The 18,302-nt window shown below is 42.7% G+C and carries 15 protein-coding genes; all 15 read left to right on the forward strand.

Translation table 11 applies throughout. The annotated features are described in order from the left end of the window. Nucleotides 1-366 (forward strand): hypothetical protein (locus HZA10_05645; protein ID MBI5195784.1); only part of this gene is annotated, 366 nt, incomplete at its 5' end. 19 nt (nucleotides 367-385) lie between these two features. Beyond that, nucleotides 386-1,564: a hypothetical protein gene (locus HZA10_05650; GenBank protein MBI5195785.1), complete on the forward strand. Its 1,179-nt coding sequence runs from the start codon at nucleotides 386-388 to the stop codon at nucleotides 1,562-1,564. 139 nt (nucleotides 1,565-1,703) lie between these two features. After that, a complete protein-coding gene (locus tag HZA10_05655; protein MBI5195786.1) occupies nucleotides 1,704-2,918 on the forward strand; it encodes an S-layer homology domain-containing protein in 1,215 nt (404 codons plus the stop codon). A gap of 110 nt (nucleotides 2,919-3,028) precedes the next feature. Continuing rightward, the gene (locus HZA10_05660) at nucleotides 3,029-3,982 is read left to right on the forward strand and encodes a hypothetical protein (protein MBI5195787.1); all 954 of its coding nucleotides are present in this window, start codon (nucleotides 3,029-3,031) and stop codon (nucleotides 3,980-3,982) included. 4 nt (nucleotides 3,983-3,986) lie between these two features. Further along, the gene (locus tag HZA10_05665; protein ID MBI5195788.1) at nucleotides 3,987-5,174 is read left to right on the forward strand and encodes a flagellar assembly protein T N-terminal domain-containing protein; all 1,188 of its coding nucleotides are present in this window, start codon (nucleotides 3,987-3,989) and stop codon (nucleotides 5,172-5,174) included. A gap of 3 nt (nucleotides 5,175-5,177) precedes the next feature. Continuing rightward, nucleotides 5,178-7,166, forward strand: coding sequence for a hypothetical protein (locus tag HZA10_05670; GenBank protein ID MBI5195789.1), 1,989 nt, complete (start codon nucleotides 5,178-5,180; stop codon nucleotides 7,164-7,166). Between the two features lie 25 nt (nucleotides 7,167-7,191). Further along, the gene (locus tag HZA10_05675) at nucleotides 7,192-9,408 is read left to right on the forward strand and encodes a fibronectin type III domain-containing protein (protein ID MBI5195790.1); all 2,217 of its coding nucleotides are present in this window, start codon (nucleotides 7,192-7,194) and stop codon (nucleotides 9,406-9,408) included. A 257-nt stretch (nucleotides 9,409-9,665) separates the two neighbouring features. Continuing rightward, nucleotides 9,666-9,950 carry a hypothetical protein gene (locus tag HZA10_05680; GenBank protein MBI5195791.1) on the forward strand — a complete coding sequence of 95 codons (285 nt, stop codon included), beginning with the start codon at nucleotides 9,666-9,668 and terminating at the stop codon, nucleotides 9,948-9,950. A gap of 23 nt (nucleotides 9,951-9,973) precedes the next feature. Then, nucleotides 9,974-12,259, forward strand: a complete 2,286-nt coding sequence (locus HZA10_05685) for a DUF799 family lipoprotein (protein ID MBI5195792.1) — start codon at nucleotides 9,974-9,976, stop codon at nucleotides 12,257-12,259. 379 nt (nucleotides 12,260-12,638) lie between these two features. Beyond that, a complete protein-coding gene (locus HZA10_05690) occupies nucleotides 12,639-13,091 on the forward strand; it encodes a four helix bundle protein (protein MBI5195793.1) in 453 nt (150 codons plus the stop codon). 266 nt (nucleotides 13,092-13,357) lie between these two features. Then, nucleotides 13,358-13,612, forward strand: coding sequence for a hypothetical protein (locus HZA10_05695; protein ID MBI5195794.1), 255 nt, complete (start codon nucleotides 13,358-13,360; stop codon nucleotides 13,610-13,612). Then, entirely contained in the window at nucleotides 13,609-14,013 is a 405-nt protein-coding gene (locus tag HZA10_05700; GenBank protein MBI5195795.1) for a PIN domain-containing protein, read from the forward strand. The genes HZA10_05695 and HZA10_05700 overlap by 4 nt, the downstream gene beginning before the upstream one ends. 49 nt (nucleotides 14,014-14,062) lie before the next feature. Then, complete coding sequence (locus tag HZA10_05705; GenBank protein MBI5195796.1) at nucleotides 14,063-14,869, forward strand: DUF4384 domain-containing protein; 807 nt, start codon at nucleotides 14,063-14,065, stop codon at nucleotides 14,867-14,869. A gap of 7 nt (nucleotides 14,870-14,876) precedes the next feature. Then, nucleotides 14,877-16,547 carry a transglutaminase domain-containing protein gene (locus HZA10_05710; GenBank protein MBI5195797.1) on the forward strand — a complete coding sequence of 557 codons (1,671 nt, stop codon included), beginning with the start codon at nucleotides 14,877-14,879 and terminating at the stop codon, nucleotides 16,545-16,547. A gap of 110 nt (nucleotides 16,548-16,657) precedes the next feature. Then, nucleotides 16,658-17,947 carry an ATP-binding protein gene (locus HZA10_05715; GenBank protein MBI5195798.1) on the forward strand — a complete coding sequence of 430 codons (1,290 nt, stop codon included), beginning with the start codon at nucleotides 16,658-16,660 and terminating at the stop codon, nucleotides 17,945-17,947. The last annotated feature ends 355 nt before the right edge of the window (nucleotides 17,948-18,302 follow it).

Raw genomic sequence — 18,302 nt, forward strand, 5'->3', positions numbered from 1 at the left:
AAAACAGTCACGCTCGGGAAATTAAACGTAGATGCTGGTTTGAATATAAGAATTATTGATTTAAGCGCAGAAGTAACGCAGGGAGGGCTTAAGGAATCCACAAGTGTTATGTTCCCGGTGCCGATGGTTTATTTAGGCGCGCAGGCGGACATTAGCAAAAAACTCGCACTTGAGGCAGAGGTACGTGGTATAGCATACGGCTCCAATCACTACTATGATTTAATTGGCAGGGTTAAGTACAGGTTCTTAGGACTTGCATTTATAGGCGCAGGGTACAGGTATGAAGACCTGAAAATTGACCAGAAGGATGTAGTAGCAAACCTTAATTTCGGCGGTCCATTTGCAGAAGCCGGGGTTGAGTTTTAAAAAATAAGGAATAAAAAAAATGATAATAAAAAAACTGCTTGTCCCAGCTTTATTGCTTCTGCTGGCCGGAAGTGTATCCAGAGCTTTAGCGCAAACTAAATGCATTGACTCCGAAGGCGAGGCGGTTATTGTAAATAACGACGTCCCCTCTGCAAAGGCAGAGGCGGTTGCACGGGCCAAATGGAATGCCGTTGAACAAGTTGTCGGAGTAGAGGTTAAGGCGCAGAGCGTTGTACAGAATTTTGCCCTTGTGGATGACGCCGTAAGCAAGCAGATAAGGGGGGTTGTTACGGGATACAAGGTAATTATTGAAGATAACCGCAAAAATACATTCTGGACCAAGATAAACGCCTGTGTTGAACCCTCAAAGGCGCGGGACGCCCTTATGTCGCTGGCGCTTAACAACTCAATTGCAGTATTTATCCCTGCAAGAAAGCCGAAGGTCGTAAGCGAGTCAAGCAGCAAACACGAAAGCCGTCTTGAAACAATAGACGAATACGATGAAACCAATATCCTCTCCGAGTCATTGATAGGCAAACTCACGGAACAGGGCTTTCAGGTGGTTGATGTGGCTCCGACGCATGAAATTGACGCTGCAGACGTTGAAAAGGCTATGAAGTCAGGTAATTATATGACCCTGCGGTCCTTAATGTACAAGTTCCTCTCTAACCTTATTATCATAGGGAAAATTGATTACTCCATTTCAACCAAAAAAGGCGCGGATGTGGGCTACGGCGTCTCCATGCCGTTTAATAATGTAACCGTAAGGCTGACTTACCGTATTGTAACCAGAGACGCCTCCGGCAAGATGGTCATACTGACTGCCGGCGCAGAAGAAGGCAAGGGACTTGCAATGAATGTGGAGGATGCAGCGGCAAACGGGCTGAAGGGCCTTTCTGAAAAAATTTCCCCCTTGATTATGGAGAAACTCTCAAAGCATATTACAGGCATAGCCAAAAAGATAAATGTAACGGTGAGCGGCGTAAATGATGTAAATACGAATTTTGCAGTCAAGGACGCCCTTCAAAACACCACATGGGTGACTAATGTGGAGGAAAAAAATCTCGGCGAGTTCATGGTTAGTTATCCTGAAAATACCGTATATCTGGCAAACAGCATCAGCCAGAAGCCTGATTTCCAGATATTAAATTTTTCTCAATATTCATTAAAAATAATGTATAAAGAGGCGGTTAAGTAAATTAAAGCCTATGTGGTGAAAATTCACTTTACTTAAACTAAAACGGCAGGTAAACTTCTTCTAAACGCAAAGAGGCAGACCCCTTTAGAAAAACTTTTCTAACGGGGTAAATGCCTTAAAATCTAAGGAGGTGTTATACATGAGGAGAAAAATCTTCATACTTTTATTAGGAATCCTGTCGGCCATAATTGCCTCAGGCTGTGCAAAACAGCATGTGGCAAAATGCACTTCGCCTGAGGATAACCCCCAGCATCACTATTTAAGGGGCATGGAGGCGCTGGAGCAGGGCAGGATGGATGCAGCCAAAGAAAAATTTGACAGGGCATTATTCTGCGAAGAGGGTTTTTACCCGGCCTACGGCGGGCTCGCGATAGTATCGGCTCACAAGGTAATGGCTCAGCCTGACCCGGCATTCAGCGCAGTTGAAAATCAAAGGGTGCTTGATTATGTAAAAAAAGGCGGTAAAAAGGCAAAGACAGATGAAGATAAGTTTGATCATTATCTCTCAGTTATAAGGGTTAATACAATTATGGACGGGCCGGATTGGCTCAGTAAGACTGTTGAGGCATATAATCTTGCCAAAGAACTCAAAGTGGATGAAAAGAAGCTTTATTATTATCAGGGCATAGAGTCGCTCCAGTACTTTATGGGGCTTGCCTATTTTGAGGCCTTGGAGTTCCAGCAGGCGAGGGATAAATTCGCCGAAGTCCTTAATGCCAAGAGAGAAGGAAAATGGCACGAAAAGGCGGACAAGGCATGGAAAAAGACGGATACTATCGTCCGTGCAATGGGAGGCATTACTGTCGGAGATGTGGGCAAGAAAATAGCAGTCAAGGATTCAATTACCCGCGGCGACCTGGCAGCGCTTCTGATAGATGAGTTAAAGCTTGACAAGCTCTTTGCAGGCCGGATCCCGGTTGTCGGCCAGCTTGACAAAATGAAGGCGGAGTTTACCCCTCCGGATATAGTCAATAATGAATTTAAGGATGAAATCCTTACCATACTAAAATGGAAGGTAAGGGGGCTTGAGCCGAAACATGATGCGGCTCAAAATGCATACCTCTTCAGGCCTCAGGATACCGTAACACGGGGCGAGATGGCGTTTATCCTTGAAGATGTGCTGATAAAGCTTACCGGCGATGAAAAGATAGCCACTGCATATTTCGGGCATGAAAGGTCGCCGTTTCCTGATGTAAGGCCTACGGCGCCTTTTTATAACGCAGTGATGAACATGACGTCGCGCAGTATTATGGAAAGCGAGCTTTCAGGCGAATTCCGGGTTGATGCGCCTGTCAGCGGGGCAGAATCCCTGCTTGCCATAAGGATGCTCCGGCAGAAGATGAATATATATTAGAAAATTAAGTATGGTTCAACTTTGTTCAAGATAGTTTAAAAGGTTCAACGTTGAACAACATTAAACAAATTTAAACGATGTTGAACAAAAATTTCAAAGGAGGTCTTATTATGAAAAAAGTTCTTTTGATAATGATGTGTATTGTGCTCTTTGCAGTCAGCGCCGCAATGGGCGAAGAACAGCCGGCAGGCTCAGCTCCGGCAATGCCTTCAGCGCCTTCAATGCCGGACATTGATGCAAAGTTTCAGACTGTAAGCAAGTGGCTGAATCAGAATAATCTTACCGTCACAACATCGCCCCAGCAGGCATTTGTAAATGACTATATCCTCGTTGCGGCTGAAGGGCTTCCGTCGCCAACAGCAACTTCACCTGCAAAGAAAAGACTGACTGCTGAAAGGGCTGCAACCACCCTTGCATACCGCCAATTGGCAGAAATCCTTGAAGGCGTGGCAGTTGTCGGAGACACTCTGGTAAAGGATGCAGAGTTGCAATACGATGTGGTACGGGTGGCGGTTTCCGGGTTTGTCAAAGGCGCAAGGGTTGTTCAGAAGGAATACAATGAAAAAGAGGAGTCAGCGCTTGTAATAATGAAAATAGGCATGACAGGTCCCGGGAGTTTTGCAGATGCCCTTTATTCAAAGATTTTAAAACCCGATGTAAAAAAAGAACTCGTGGAACCGGAGTCTGCGCCTAAGTTTCAGCCCAAGCCTGTGCCGGTTGAAGAGAAATACGACGGGCTTATCATTGACGCCACAGAACAGAACTTCAGACCTGCTTTGATAAACAGGATTTTCACGCCTAAAGGCGAAATACTTTATGACCCTTCCAAAATAAGCCAGAAGGTGCTTGTGGAGCAGGGGTGCGGTGAATACACAAACAGCACCGACAAGGCAAAGGCGGCGCTCGGCACAAGGGAAGTAAAAAATCCCCTTATCGTAAAAGCCTCCGGCACTGTATCGCCGTCAGACCTGCAGGTGTCGGATGACGATGCAGTAAAGATTTTCTCGGCAAACCAGAAAGCGGGATTCCTTGCAGGCGCAAAGGTTGCTTTTGTATTAAAATAAAAGCATGAAAGCAACTACGTTTTTTTTAATAATCCTTGCCGCCATGGCATTGCTGTTTGCGGCTGAGAATTATTCATATGCCGGCGACAGCGTCATTGCAGAAGGATATGCGGTCATAACCGGCGGCAAAAAAGATATAGCAAGGGATAAGGCATTAAGCGATGCATTCCGCAGGGCAATTGAACAGGTAGTCGGGGTAATGGTTGAATCTGAAACAGTAGTAAAAAACTTTGAACTTTTAAATGACAGAATTTATTCACAGACTGCCGGATACATAAAAAACTACAAAATTATAGATGAAAAGATTGAAGGCGACACCCTCAGGCTGAAAATTGATGCGATTGTCGCAGTGACCAGCCTTGAAAAAGACCTTGATTCTGTCGGCATACTCATGCAAAGAGTCGGAAAACCGAGGCTCATGCTGCTTATTGCCGAACAGAACATCGCAGATAAGCCGTCATACTGGTGGGGCGGTGATTCCATCAGCCTTGGAACTGCAGAGAGCATGCTTCTTCAAAAATTCATGGAAAAGGGCTTTACCATGGTAGACCGTCAGGTCGTCCTTGCAGGCTTAAGGAGCGACCCTGTTTTGTCACGCAACCTGGACTTTAATTTAAGCACTGATACTGCGCTGACGCTCGCCTCAATGGGAGAGGCGGAGGTGGTTGTTATAGGACAGGCGCTTGCAAAAGCAGGCCCCCCTATCGGAGAGACCTCCCTGCGCTCCTGTCAGGCAAATATATCTTCAAAGGTGATAAACGCTGATAATGGAGAGACCCTTGCATCGGTTTCCACTAATGCCAAATCTGTCAATATAGACCCGGTTTCAGGCGGTGCAGAGGCATTAAAACAGGCGGCTTCTGATATGGGTGACAAGCTGATTTCCCAAATACTTGCGAAATGGCAAAAGCGCATCGGCGGAACACACACCATAAAGCTGATAGTATCGGGCCTGGATTTCAGCAGTATGGCCGATTTAAAAAGATTCCTTAAAGATAATCTCCGCGGCGTTGCAGAGATTTATGAGCGGAGTTTCAGGGACGGCACCGCAAAGCTTGATATAGAGGTAAAAGGCAATGCAAAAGAAGCGGCTGAGGAATTAAGCAATAAAATATTCAATAAAAACTTAATCGTAGTAACGTCGTTTACAGGCAATGTCATTAGCATTAAATTTACTACGGGTGGAGGTTAAACAATGAAAAATAAGGTTGTTATCCTGTTCGCATTTTTTGCGCTTGCTGTTTACGGCTGTGCAACGCCGGGGAAGGAAAGTTTTGATCTCGGGCAGGAGCTTGTCAAACACAACAGGTTTGAAGAAGCGACGTCAATGTTTGAAGATGCCATTAAAAAAGAGCCCGGCAATCCCGAATACATTTTTGCCTTTAAAAAAACCAGAAGCGCCTTATCGGCAAGATACGCACAGGGTGCAAAGGCAAAGTTCAGCCAGACTCCGCTTACTTTTGAACAGGTAAAGGTAGCATATCAGGAGGCGGAAAAAGCAAGCCAGCTTACGCCTGATGACGAAGAAGTTTTAAAACTGCGGAACCTTATTAAGTCTGAATTGGACAGAATAGTAAAGACCGCCGAGAGCATGTATTCCGAGGCGTCAAAGACAATGACGGAAAATAAATGGGTTGAGAGCATTAAGACATTAAAACAAATAAATGAAATGTACCCAAACTATCTTGATGTTGTAACAAAGATTAAGCAGGCTGAGGACGAAGGTCTTTTCTATTACCTGAAGGATGCGGAAAAATTCAAGGAAACCGATGACTGGGAAAACGTCATGAAGACGCTTTCAGCCGCACGGGAAATTGTGCCTGACAATTCTGATATCATCGCCCGCATTGAAGACGCCAGAAGCAAAAACACACCTGATTATTTAATTGCAAAAACAGAGGAATTCGCCGCAAAAAATGACTGGGACAAGGCAACTGCGCTTGCACGGCAGGCTTATATGATAAACCCTTCGGAGGATATAGGGCAGAAATCTGCAAAAATACAGCAGCAGGCAGGAGTTTTCTACATCAGCCGGTTCAGACAGCGCCTTTCGGAGAAACGTCTTTATGCGGCATACATGGATTTGACTACAGCCTTTAAATATAACCCTGCCGCAAATAAAGAAAAAGAGGTGGCTGATGCCGTTAATCAGTTTATCGCCGGCATTATTTCAAAGGCAGAAGCCTTTGAGTCAAAAGGATATTTTGGCAATGCGCTGTCATGGTATGAAAAGGCGCTTGAGTTTAACCCTAAACACAAAGAATCTGTTTATAAAATCCAGGCGTTGAAAGACGGCATTAAGGAACGGGTTATCAAAAAAATTGCCATCATGGATTTCACATCGCCGAGCAATAAGCCTGATGTGGGCAAGATTGTGACAGACAACCTGCTGTCTTACATAACATCCAATGCAAGCAGCGACGTTAAGGTGCTCGCAAGGGACGTCCTCGGAGCCATCCTTAAAGAGATAGAATACGGACAGGCGGGCATTTATGACATTGAAAGCGCAAAAAAGGCAGGCAAGCTTAAAGGCACTGACATATTTATTTTCGGCAGTGTGCTTAATTACGATGTGGACAGAAATATTGCAGAAAGCTATCAGATGAAGAGCGTAGTAGTCGGCAAAAAATCCACGCCAAACCCCGCCTATCAGTTTTGGCTCATGTCGCAGAGAGGGACGGCAACTGAAGGCGATGTGAAGACTGCACCGCCTGCCATGATAGAAGAAGACCTCAGGGAAACGATTAAATACAAAGTCGGCACTGAAAAAAAACTGGCAACGGTCGGCGTTTCTTTCAGGGTTATAGATGTGGAAGAGGGCGAGGTTGTTATCACAGAAACCCTGAAAGAGCAAAAAGAAGCAAAGGATGACTTCTCAGAGGGGGCTTCATTTGCAGATATCGTCTTTGACCCGCTTGAAATGCCGACAGACAGTGAACTGCTTCAGGCCGTAACGCAAAAGGTGGTTGAGAATCTGGGTTTTAAGGTGCTATCGCGCTTTCAGAACCTGCAGGTTCTGTACCATACCAATGCTGAAATGCTGAAAAAGAGAATGGAATACGAAAAGGCAATTGAAAAATATACGGACAGTATTTATGTTGAAGATATTAAAAACATCTCAAGCCCTCTTTCGGAAAATTCAAGAAAAGAGATAGAAAAACTACTTCAGCAGATTGAATCATAAATCTTTGAGCAATGGGGAGGCTGCCATGCAGAGAGCCGTTATTTTATATTTACTTGCAGCAATGCTGTTTGCTGCAGTAGGTATCGGACCATTACAGCCAACCCTTGCTGCTGCAACTAAACCAAGAATAGCATTCCTCCTGTTTGTCCCGCAAAACATTGAAGCGACATCACTTATGGAAACCATTCCGACCGTTTTAACATCATCCGTCAACAGGAGCGGTCTTTTTGAGATTATTGAAAGAAGAAAAATTGACAGGGAGGTTTTGCTTAAGGGCTACCAGATAAGCCGTCTCAAACCGCAGGAGATGCTTAATGTGGGCACCGCGCTCGGTTTTGATTTCAGCGTTTACGGGGATGTAAATAAGGACGGCGGAATTATAACAGTCTCAATTAAAGTGCTGGACATCAAGGCGCGGGAGCTATGTTTTGAACAAAAAATAACTGTTTCAGAAGGCATGCTTAATGACAAATTAAATGAGATCTCCACTGCAGTTGTAAGCAGGACGCTTAAATGTTTTTCCGGAGCAGATGCCGTCAAAAAAGATGTCAAACCTTTGGAAATGCCGTACGAACTGCAGGCAATGCAGATTGACAAAAAAATCAGGCTTCAATGGCTGCATAAAAATGTGCAGGATGTCAGCGGATTTAAAGTTTACAAGGCAGATGAAAAAGACGGCATATATCAAATGGTCGGCGCAGTGCCGGAACTTAATTTTACAGATCAGAACCCCCCGCTGGATAAACCGGTCTTTTATAAAATTACAGCCGCATTCAAAAACGGAATGGAAAGCAGCCCCTCCAATATAGTTGAGGTGCGGTTTGCTATGGGCCCGCCGCCGCCGATATTCCTAAGCGTAGCGCCTGACATTAAATCAGCCCGGCTTAAATGGAAGGTGCACCCTGACTCTGAAATTTCAGAATGTAAGATTTACAGAAAAGGGACGGCTGACAAAGAGTTTAAGGAGATAGCCTCCGTGCCTTATGACACAACAACATATACGGATAAGGGATTGGGCGACAACACCTCATATCAGTATGCGCTTTCTGCAGTTGATTCAAAGGGAACTCCGGGAGACCTGTCAACAATACTCAATACAACAACGATTAATGCGCCTTACGGGCTTAAGGCAGAAAGCGGAAAGATAAGACAAATACCTTTAATCTGGGATGTGCATTTTTCCGATGCAGTAGCGGGTTACCGCATCTACAGGCCCACGGATAAGGAATCCGGATATAAAATTCTTTCCAATGTTCCCGGGAAAACGTCCAACAATTTCCTTGATAAAAAAGATATGGCTGATCTGACCACATATTGGTACAGGATTGCCGCTTACAACAACGATGGAATGGAAACAGATATGTCTGACGCCGTATCGGCAACTACAAGAGATAAACCGCCTGTACCGCAGGGTTTTACCGCAAAAGACCGCGAACCGAGAAAGGTTTCGCTAAAATGGGACCCTGTAAAAAGCCCGGCGGATGAAATTGTAAAATATGTAATCTCACGGTCCACTGAGGAAAAAGACGAATACAAAAAAATAATTGAAATCAGCAATCCCGAATCAAACTCATTTATTGACAAGGAGCCTCCGCTGAAAGATAACACTGCCTACTATTATAAAATTGCATCTTATAATTCCGCAGGCGTAAGCAGTGATGTATCCATGCCTGTGTCTTCTGTAACAAAAGCGCTTCCTTCGGCGCCGGCCGGTCTATCCGCAAAAAGCGGCGAGGTGAAACAGATTACGCTGACCTGGGAGCCAAACCAGGAGAAAGACATAAAGACGTATAACATTTACAGGGCAATCGGTGAAGATAATGATTTCAAAAATATTGCTTCTGTCAATGAGAGCAATTATGTGAATGCCGGACTTAAAGACGGCGCCAAATATACATATGTCATAGAGGCTGTTGATGCGGATAGCTTAATCAGCGAGAGGACCATCCCCGTACCCGCTATGACAAAACCTGTTCCGGCAAAGCCCGCAGGATTAAAGGTCTCTGTTGAAGACGGCAAAAAAATATTGCGCTGGGACGCCAACACTGAAAAAGATATTAAACAATATAACATTTACAAGAAAGGCTTTCTCGGGATATCACGCAAACTCGCAGAGGTTCGGGATACCTCATGGAGCATTGAAGAGACAAAGGGGAAACAGGAGCTCTTCATCACAGTCTTTGATGAAACAGGGCTTGAGAGCGAAAACTCTGAGTCTGTTTTGATAGAAGGGAAAAAGTAAGGACCAACAGAGTTTAAATAGTTTAAATCGTTTAACATTGTTCAAGTTAAAAGACAAAGGCGTTCAAACAGTTTAAATCGTTTAACATTGTTCAAAGTTGAACGGCTTAAACTATTTAAACAATCTTGAACTTGTTGTTGTTATTGAACGGCTTAAACTATTTAAACAATCTTGAACTTGTTGTTGTTATTGAACGGCTTGAACGATTTAAACAATCTTGAACTTGTCTTTATGCCGTTATAAAGGGGGTAATAAAAATGCGGTTAAACCTGCTTTTACTAATCACATTACTGACAATTTTATTAACAGGGAATGCAGTCTATGCCGAAACATCTGCTCCTGATTCTGAAATCGGGCGGTACCAGCTTTTTCAGGGGGCATACACAAGTTTTGATCTTAAAAGACAGCAGTCTTCCACTCAATCAGGCATATTCCTGCTGGATACAAAAACAGGGAAGGTTAAGAGGTATCTCAACAAAATAGACGAGGACGGTAAATACATTGAAACATGGGCGCCAACAGAGGTTGCCGCAGAAAAGTAACTGTGTGAAAGGCGGGTAATCCTATGAAAAAAATATTTTTTTCAATTTTAACACTGGCGTTGATTACATCCTGTGCATTAAAAGAGGAAATAAAAAAAGATTTATCAGCTCCTGCCGTGCTGGCTGTGCCCGAAGAAGACCTTCCGCTTACTGTTGCGGTAATGCCGTTTCAAAACGACACCCATGAAATCGGGATAGCAACTCAGGTGAGAAGGGCCTTTTACAACCATTTCAGCTCAAAGCCATACAGAGATGTTGAGCTTAATGTAATTGATGAAAAAGTTGTCCAGCTTGAGAAATCTTCAGGCAAAAGCGCCCTTGACATAAAACCCGAGGAGATGTGTCAGGCATTGGACTGTGACGGGGTAGTCTACGGCAGGATTACTGATTATAAAAAGGTTTATGCGGCAGTCTATTCACAGCTCGGCGTAGAAGCCGAGGTCTGGATGGTCAACACAAAGACAGGCCAAGAAGTCTTAAGGATAAAAGACTCCGTAAGATACCATGAAGGCGGGGTGCCGATGTCTCCGCTTGGCGCCGTTATGACCGTCGTTTCCACGGCAATGAACATAAGGGAAATCCAGCAGGTCCGATTGGTCAATGAGCTGAGCTACAAATTTAATGAAAGAATCCCCTCCCCTAAAGGGCTGAAGACCGAGGACAGGCCGCTTATCAAAGAAATTCTTACAAATGTAAAAGAAGGGCCCTTCAGCAAAGGCAGAATTATCAGGGCTGGACTTGAAGGAGAGCCCGGACTAGTAGCCACCTTTGACATCGGCAACTTTAAAAAAGGCCTTCTCATGAAAGAGACAAAACCGGGCATCTACATGGGTGAATATCTTGTCATGCCCGGAGACAATACAAAAGATATGCCCATAATTGCATCTTTAAAAAGACCTGCTGGTTATGAAAGCCAATGGATTGATGTGAGCGGTTTTGTAACAATTGATACGACCGCGCCGCCGCAGGTAAAAGGCATCAGGGCAAAGGGATTTCAGGACAGGATAGAGATATCATGGGAGGCCCTAAAAAATATTCCTGACTTAAAGGGATATGCAGTATTAAGAAGCGAACAGCCTTTAAGCGGCTATGCCGAGAGCGCAAAAGTGGAATTAAATACATTTGAAGACAGGACGGCAAAGCCCGATACTGCGTATTATTACAGGGTCACGGCATCTGACCAGACAGGCAATGAGTCAGAGCCTGCGGACGCAGTAACTGCGGCGCTTATGTCAAAAGAGCCTGTTTTGCTGAGCGGCGAGCTTAAGAAAGACACCGTCCTTGCCGGGATTTATATCGTAAAAGACGCATTTACAGTCCCAAAGGGATTGTCACTGTCAATAGCGCCTGAGACAAGAATAATGTTTGATGAAAATGCAGCGCTCGTTATCTATGGACGGACTGTTGTGGACGGAAAGGGCGCGCCTGTTGAATTCATCCCTTCAGGGGATAAAAAATGGAAGGGGATAATCGCAGAGGGAGGTAATGTGACTGCCGCCGGTTTACGCATTAAAGGCGCGCTGACTGCAATGACTTTTAAAAACACAGAAGGACAGCTTGAAGACGGCGTGTTTTCGGATAATGAAACAGGAATTTTAATTTCAGGCACGCCGGCAGTAAGCCTCAAAGGTTTGACAATTTCAGGCAACAAGACCGGCATTGAACTGCAAAAGACAGATGCCAAAATTTCCCTAAGCAGCATCTTTCAAAACACTGACGGCATTGTAATAAGAGAGTTTTCAGGAGAGCTCAAAGACAATAATATTATTGACAACAGCAGGAATATTTTTTCCGAAGCCCCTGTGAAAATCTCAGCGAATTACCTGGGCTCCATAAACATTGATGAGATGAAAGTTAGCGGAATAAGCCTGACAAAAACCTATGACAACAAAATTCCTGACGGAAAAATCGTGGATGCCATTTCAAACCCATATGCCTCACTCTCACAGGAAGAAAGGCAGAAAAAGGCGCTGGAACTTATAATTGAAGCCGGCGGTTATTTCAGACAGAGCAATTACGGCAAGGCATCCAGCCGCTTTGAAGAGGCGCTCAAAGCATTTCCCACTGCTGACACTTACTACTATCTGGCCCTCAGTTATCAGGGCATGAAAGAGGATGAAAAGGCGCTGAAGTATCTGAAGGAAGGCGTTGAAAAATTCCCCAAGGATTCAACGCTCCAGAAAGCGCTGGGGCTGATGTATTATCAGGCGGGCAATGAAACAGATGCAAAGAAGGCATTTGAAGAGGTCATAAGACTAAGCCCCGAGGACAGACAGGTGAAGTTTCTGCTTGAAAGGATGGGAAAGTAAAAAAACAACGGCGTTCAATAAAAAGATAAAAGCGTTCAAATAGTTTAAATCGTTTAACCTTGTTCAAGTTAAAAGACAACGGCGTTCAAGCTGTTCAACATTGTTTAACATGGTTCAAAATTGAACGGCTTAAACAATTTAAACAATGTTGAACCTGTTGTTTGCTGTTTTTGAACTGTTTAAACAATGTTAAACAATCTTGAACGGTATTTTTATAGCTTGAACAATCTTGAACTTGTAGTTTTGTTGAACGGATTAAACGATTTGAACAACGTTGAACGGTCTTTAGTAGTTTGAACAATTTTGAACCTGTAGTTGTTATTGAACTGCTTAAACAATGTTGAACAATCTTGAACCGCTTTTACTATACGGAGGTTTCATGCTCGCAAAATATTTTGAAGACCTTGAAATATGGCAGCTATCAAGAAATATGACAAATGCAATTTACACTCTGACAAAAAATGAGCGGTTTGCAAAAGATTACGGACTTACAGACCAGATAAGAAGGGCGTCGGTTTCTGTAATGTCAAATATTGCCGAAGGCTTTGAGCGCGGAGGAAATCAGGAGTTTATCCAGTTTTTATATATTGCAAAAGGCTCCTGCGGCGAGGCAAGAACTCAGCTCTATATTGCATTGGATCAGGGATATGTTGATAAAGAGAAGTTCAATGAATTGTTTAATTCTTTCAAAAAACTATCTGTTATGATTAGCAATCTTATTGACCACTTAAAGGGAAGTAAATTTAGAGGCGAAAAATACAAAAAACCTCCTGTAAAATCAATGCGTGAGGAAATGGAGGAAATAGAAAGAGAACTGGGGATAAAAAGATAACGGCGTTCAAGCTGTTCAAAATTGTTTAAAATGGTTCAAGATTGAACGGCTTGAACTATTTGAACCATGTTGAACCTGTTGTTGTTATTGAACGGCTTAAACTGCTTAAACAATGTTGAACGGTCAGTTATAGATTTGAACTTGTAGTTATTGAACTGCTTAAACAATTTTGAACTTATAGTTAGTTTGAACAATCTTGAACCGTTCATTTTAACGTTTGACATTGCAATGATGTATGATGTAAGATGTAACCAGAGGTGAAACATATGGAAACAGCAAAGCACAGAACGCAGATATCCCTTGAAGACTGGCAATATCAAATATTGCTTGAGATGTCAAAAAAGGAAAAAAAAAGCCTCTCCTGCATTATCAGAGAGTTTTTATCTGAAAAATTTTCAAAACAGGTTGTAAAAACAAAAAAAGATTCCGTGTGGAACATTATAGGTATTGGTTCCGGTGATGGGTCTCCTGTTGCAAGAGAGCATGACCAATTCCTGTATGCAAAAAGAAAAAAGAAGTGAAAAGGCTATTTGTGGATACAGGGGCGTGGTATGCCCTTGTTGACAAAAATGACCCTGACCATAAAAACGCTGAACATTTTTTGAGAAACAACAAAATTCCTCTTCTAACAACAAATTTTGTGTTCGATGAGGCTATTACTCTGCTTCGGAGCCGCCTTGGATGGAACATTGCAAAGGAGTTTGGACAAAGGCTTAAGGACAGCCAATTTATTAGCCTTATCACAGTAAAAGACGACGATGAAGAAAATGCCTGGGAGATTTTCCTTAAATACAAGGATACGGACTTCAGTTACACGGACTGCACCAGCTTTGCAATGATGGAGAGATTAAATATAGATACAGCATTTTCTTTTGACAGCCATTTTCAGACAATGAAATTTCAGGTGATGCCGTCGTTATAAAAAAAGGGGAACTAGACGAGAGAAAATTCGGGGAGCTATATTGAAACCAATGTATAAATTTATCGCATTAATCATAGTTGTGCTTTTCACTTTTCCAACTTTTGCCTCTGAAAACACTGTCTGGATTACCTCAGAAGGCGAGGCATATCTCAGTGAAGTTGAAACTCCAAAAGAGGTTATGGAAAGGGCAAAAAGGGATGCCCAAAACAAGGCAATAGAGCAGGCAGTCGGCGTATTCATAAAATCCCACACACTTGTCTCAAACAGTGAGCTTGCAGAAGACCTGATATATGCGGCAGTGAGGGGAAAGATTGAAAAGATTGAAATTATAAAAGAAGGATGGGATGAAAAAGACAGAAATCTTTATAAAGTAAACCTCAAAGCCCTTATCAAGCCTGTATATCCTGAGAAAGGCGAAGGCATGTCCTTAAAACTCTCCCTTTCAAAAACGGATCTGAAGGAAGACGATGAGGTTAAAATATTTTATCAGGCAGACACCGACTGCTATGTTTATATATTCTCTGTTGCCGCAGACGGCTCTGTGACATTACTGCTCCCTAATTCAACAAATCAGGACAATGGCATTAAAGCAGGAAAACCCTATACATTCCCAGGCGCAGGCAGTCTTCAGGCAAGATTTCTCCCTGATTACAAGGGTAAGACGGCAGAGGAAAAGATTAAGCTCATAGCCACAAGAAAAAAAGAGGATTTAATTTCTCTCGGCTTTCAGGAAGGGCTTTCTAAGGTTTACGATGCAAAGTCCACAGGCATGATAAGCGATTTGATAAAGAGGCTTAATCAGCTTGAGCCTGCGGACTGGACAGAGGCCGTGGCGGTTTATACGCTTACGAGGTAAAAAGCTTATGAGAAAAAACCTTATCCGTCTTGCTTTATGCCTTCTTTTAGTTTTCTCCTGCAATATAGTTTTTGCAAAAACCATCATCCTTGAGGGCAGGCTTGACAGCAGAATCAGTGTGACACAGCAGATGGGTTTCAGCGTTGACAAACCGCTTAATAAATTTATGTTCAGGTTTGCCCTGCCTGCCGCATTTTCAAATAAAGTCGTCTCACAGGATACAAAAACGCCTGATGTCAGATTTGACCCTGAGCCTTCAAAGGTTGATGATGAGGTTGATCCATTCGGCAACCGTTTTAAGTCAGTCACTTGGAATAACATTAACAAAGATGTGCGGGTCAATATAAACTTTGAGACGCACATAAAATCAGAACTCGCTGCAATGGAAAGCAAGGCGGCCTTCCCTTTAAAATCAATTCCCCAGAGTGAAGCAGTTTATCTTAAATCCACAAGGATGGTTCAGAGCGACAGCGCTGAAATAACGGCTTTGGCAAAAGAACTAATTTCAAAGGCATCTACAGAATACGAGGCTGTCACTGCTATTTTAAACCATGTCTCAGACAATGTTAAATATACCTACAATCCGCCTCAGTATGATGCGCTTTACACAATGAAGACAAAATCAGGCAACTGTCAGAATTATGCGCATATGAGCATAGCGCTCCTGAGGGCAGCCGGAATTCCTGCAAGGATTGTGGGGGGCATCAGCCTCAAACAGTCTTGGAAAATTCCGCTTGACGCCGATAATTATCTCGTGCAGAGCATCGGGCAAGGCGGGCATGCATGGATGGAGATCTACTTTCCTGACTTAGGCTGGCTGTCTTACGACCCCCAGCAGTCAAAGCAGTTTACTTCTTCACGGCACATCAAACAAACTCACGGGCTTGACTCCAATGACATAAATGATTCATGGAAGGCGTCTCCTTACCTGCCTGAGTATGATGAAAATATTGATGCAAAATTTTTAGCCGATGCAATTTCACTTACGCCGAAATTTTCCGACAGCGCTCCGAGAGCATATCTTTTCAGCAATAACTTGATTGCAAAGGCTGCGGCTCCGAAGGTTGAAGAAAAGCCGATACCGGCGGCAGAGGAAAAGCCCGCGCCCCCTGCTGTATCAAAACCGCCCGTGCCTGTTTTGCCGAAGGAGAAGAATCTGGAATTTGGCAACATGCAATTCCCAAATCTTGTTGATTTATATCAGGTCATAGGTGACAGGGGTGTAAGGATTATGGATAAAGAAACCGCTGAATACGTGACGTCTAAATATATTTATGCGCAGGCGTTTGATATTGACGAGAAACTCCAGATTAATGAGGTTTCCTTAGCCATGAGGAAATTCGGAGGAGACGGCACGGTTTACATTGACCTCGTATCTGACGACAATACCAGACCGAGCCTCAAAGGCATAAGGTCACAGCCCATGTTTCTTGATAACATCAAAAAAAGACGCGGCTACTATTGGGTGGATTTTCACTTCCCTGATAAAGTGGCCTTGGAAAAAGGCAGGTACTGGATTGTGTTCAGGCATTCAGGGGAAGCGATAATGAACTGGTTTTACATCCCGGGGAATCCTTTCGGCGACAGCGATGACACCCGTTCAACCTTAAAAGGCTACAAATGGGAAGACATACAGAATTATGATTTTGTATTTAAGGTAAAGGTAGAGAGGCTGTAAGCCAAAAGTGGAATCAATTATTGACTTATTCACATCAATATAGTAATATTATTAAATAATTTTACTACATATACCTCAAAATTATTAAGGAGCAGGCGATAATAGAAAAAATGAACCTATATCCAAGAAAGATACTACGGGAAATAAAAAAATACCTTTATGAGCCTGGCATAATAGTGCTTGTTGGTGCAAGGCAGGTTGGGAAAACATCAATACTTCATCTGGTTATTGAGGAGTTAAATAAACAAAAAGCAAACAAAAAACACGTGCATTATTTTGACCTTGAAGATTTCACAATACTTGAAATTCTGAATAAGGGGATAAAAGAGTTCATTGGTTTATTAAAGGCATCAGGGGCAGACATTGAGAAACAGAATTATATTTTTATTGATGAAATTCAGTACATGCAAAATCCTGCAAACTTTTTAAAATTGCTTAATGACAAACACAAGAATCTTAAACTGATTGTTTCAGGTTCATCTACACTTGAAATAAGGCGGAAATTTAAAGACTCCCTTGCAGGACGGAAGGTAGTGTTTGAGGTTTATCCCCTTGACTTCTACGAATTTCTAATATTTAAAAATGAAAAAAAACTCGCTGATGCTGTATTAAAAAGCAATATACGGCACTTTAAACCGGGTGATAAAATTGAAGAACTTCCTGCCAAATATTTCGCTTCTGAACTGGCGGGGTATTTTAGAGAATACGTAGTATTTGGCGGATACCCGAAGATTGCCCTTGAGGCAGAGCAGGAAAAGAAGGTGGCATATCTAATGGACATTTATAATTCTTATATAAAAAAGGACATAAAAGATATTATGAGGATTGATAATATCACGGCATTCAATAATCTTATTAAAGCCCTTTCATTACAGACGGGGGGGATGATAAACATTTCAGAACTGTGTACTACGGTAAAGATTGCGAGAGATACCCTTGAGAGGTATCTTTTCTTACTTGAAAACACCTTTGTTATAAAAACTATTACGCCTTTTTCAAATAATCCAAGGAAAGAAATCAGCAAGATGAAAAAAATCTATTTTGTGGATACCGGCCTTAGGAATATTGTAGTTAAAAATTTTCATGACCTTGAAAGCAGAACCGATTCAGGGGGGCTTCTTGAAAACACTGTATGCGGTAATATAATGAAAAACCTCCCGCCGCTTTCTGAACTTCACTTCTGGAGAACGCTTTCAAAAAACGAGGTTGATTTTGTACTTGTTGAAGATAATAAGCCAAAAGCAATAGAGGTCAAGAATTTCTCTTTCAAATCACCGCGTGTACCGACCGGGATAAGGCACTTTGAGAAAGATTATCAAACTGATATATCATTTGTGTTGAATAAGGATTTTTGGGGGGAATATAACAATGTGTATTTTTCCCCTGTGTGGCTGTGTTGAAAGGCTGCAAATAGGAAGACATACAGAATTATGATTTTGTATTTAAGATGAAAGCGGAGAGACTGTAACTCCAACCTGCGGCATGGAGGCAAGGGGCAGAAAAAGCTGTTAGAGCAATACGTTAAAACATGTCATACGGCAAATGAAAAATGTACAATTTATCTATTATAAACTTTTACCGCATGACATCTCAATAATAACTCATTGCATTTCTAAGAGATTTTTATGTCCCTTGCCTCCATGCTTATTTGGATAAAGCGTGAATAGGTAGCCGAAAAAGTTTTAGAGCAACACCCCTGCTGTCATGTTGCCTTTTAGTGTTTAGTCCTTCACGTAACGCCTTGAATTTTTGCAA

The organism is Nitrospirota bacterium (genome assembly GCA_016212185.1).
Classification (GTDB): Bacteria; Nitrospirota; Thermodesulfovibrionia; order UBA6902; family DSMQ01; genus JACRGX01.

Coding starts and splice junctions, on each gene's coding strand:
- HZA10_05675 (MBI5195790.1), top strand. CDS start 7,192: ATGCAGAGAGCCGTTATTTTATATTTACTTGCAGCAATGCTGTTTGCT.
- HZA10_05705 (MBI5195796.1), top strand. CDS start 14,063: ATGTATAAATTTATCGCATTAATCATAGTTGTGCTTTTCACTTTTCCA.
- HZA10_05685 (MBI5195792.1), top strand. CDS start 9,974: ATGAAAAAAATATTTTTTTCAATTTTAACACTGGCGTTGATTACATCC.
- HZA10_05655 (MBI5195786.1), top strand. CDS start 1,704: ATGAGGAGAAAAATCTTCATACTTTTATTAGGAATCCTGTCGGCCATA.
- HZA10_05665 (MBI5195788.1), top strand. CDS start 3,987: ATGAAAGCAACTACGTTTTTTTTAATAATCCTTGCCGCCATGGCATTG.
- HZA10_05660 (MBI5195787.1), top strand. CDS start 3,029: ATGAAAAAAGTTCTTTTGATAATGATGTGTATTGTGCTCTTTGCAGTC.
- HZA10_05715 (MBI5195798.1), top strand. CDS start 16,658: ATGAACCTATATCCAAGAAAGATACTACGGGAAATAAAAAAATACCTT.
- HZA10_05680 (MBI5195791.1), top strand. CDS start 9,666: ATGCGGTTAAACCTGCTTTTACTAATCACATTACTGACAATTTTATTA.
- HZA10_05690 (MBI5195793.1), top strand. CDS start 12,639: ATGCTCGCAAAATATTTTGAAGACCTTGAAATATGGCAGCTATCAAGA.
- HZA10_05710 (MBI5195797.1), top strand. CDS start 14,877: ATGAGAAAAAACCTTATCCGTCTTGCTTTATGCCTTCTTTTAGTTTTC.
- HZA10_05670 (MBI5195789.1), top strand. CDS start 5,178: ATGAAAAATAAGGTTGTTATCCTGTTCGCATTTTTTGCGCTTGCTGTT.
- HZA10_05695 (MBI5195794.1), top strand. CDS start 13,358: ATGGAAACAGCAAAGCACAGAACGCAGATATCCCTTGAAGACTGGCAA.
- HZA10_05650 (MBI5195785.1), top strand. CDS start 386: ATGATAATAAAAAAACTGCTTGTCCCAGCTTTATTGCTTCTGCTGGCC.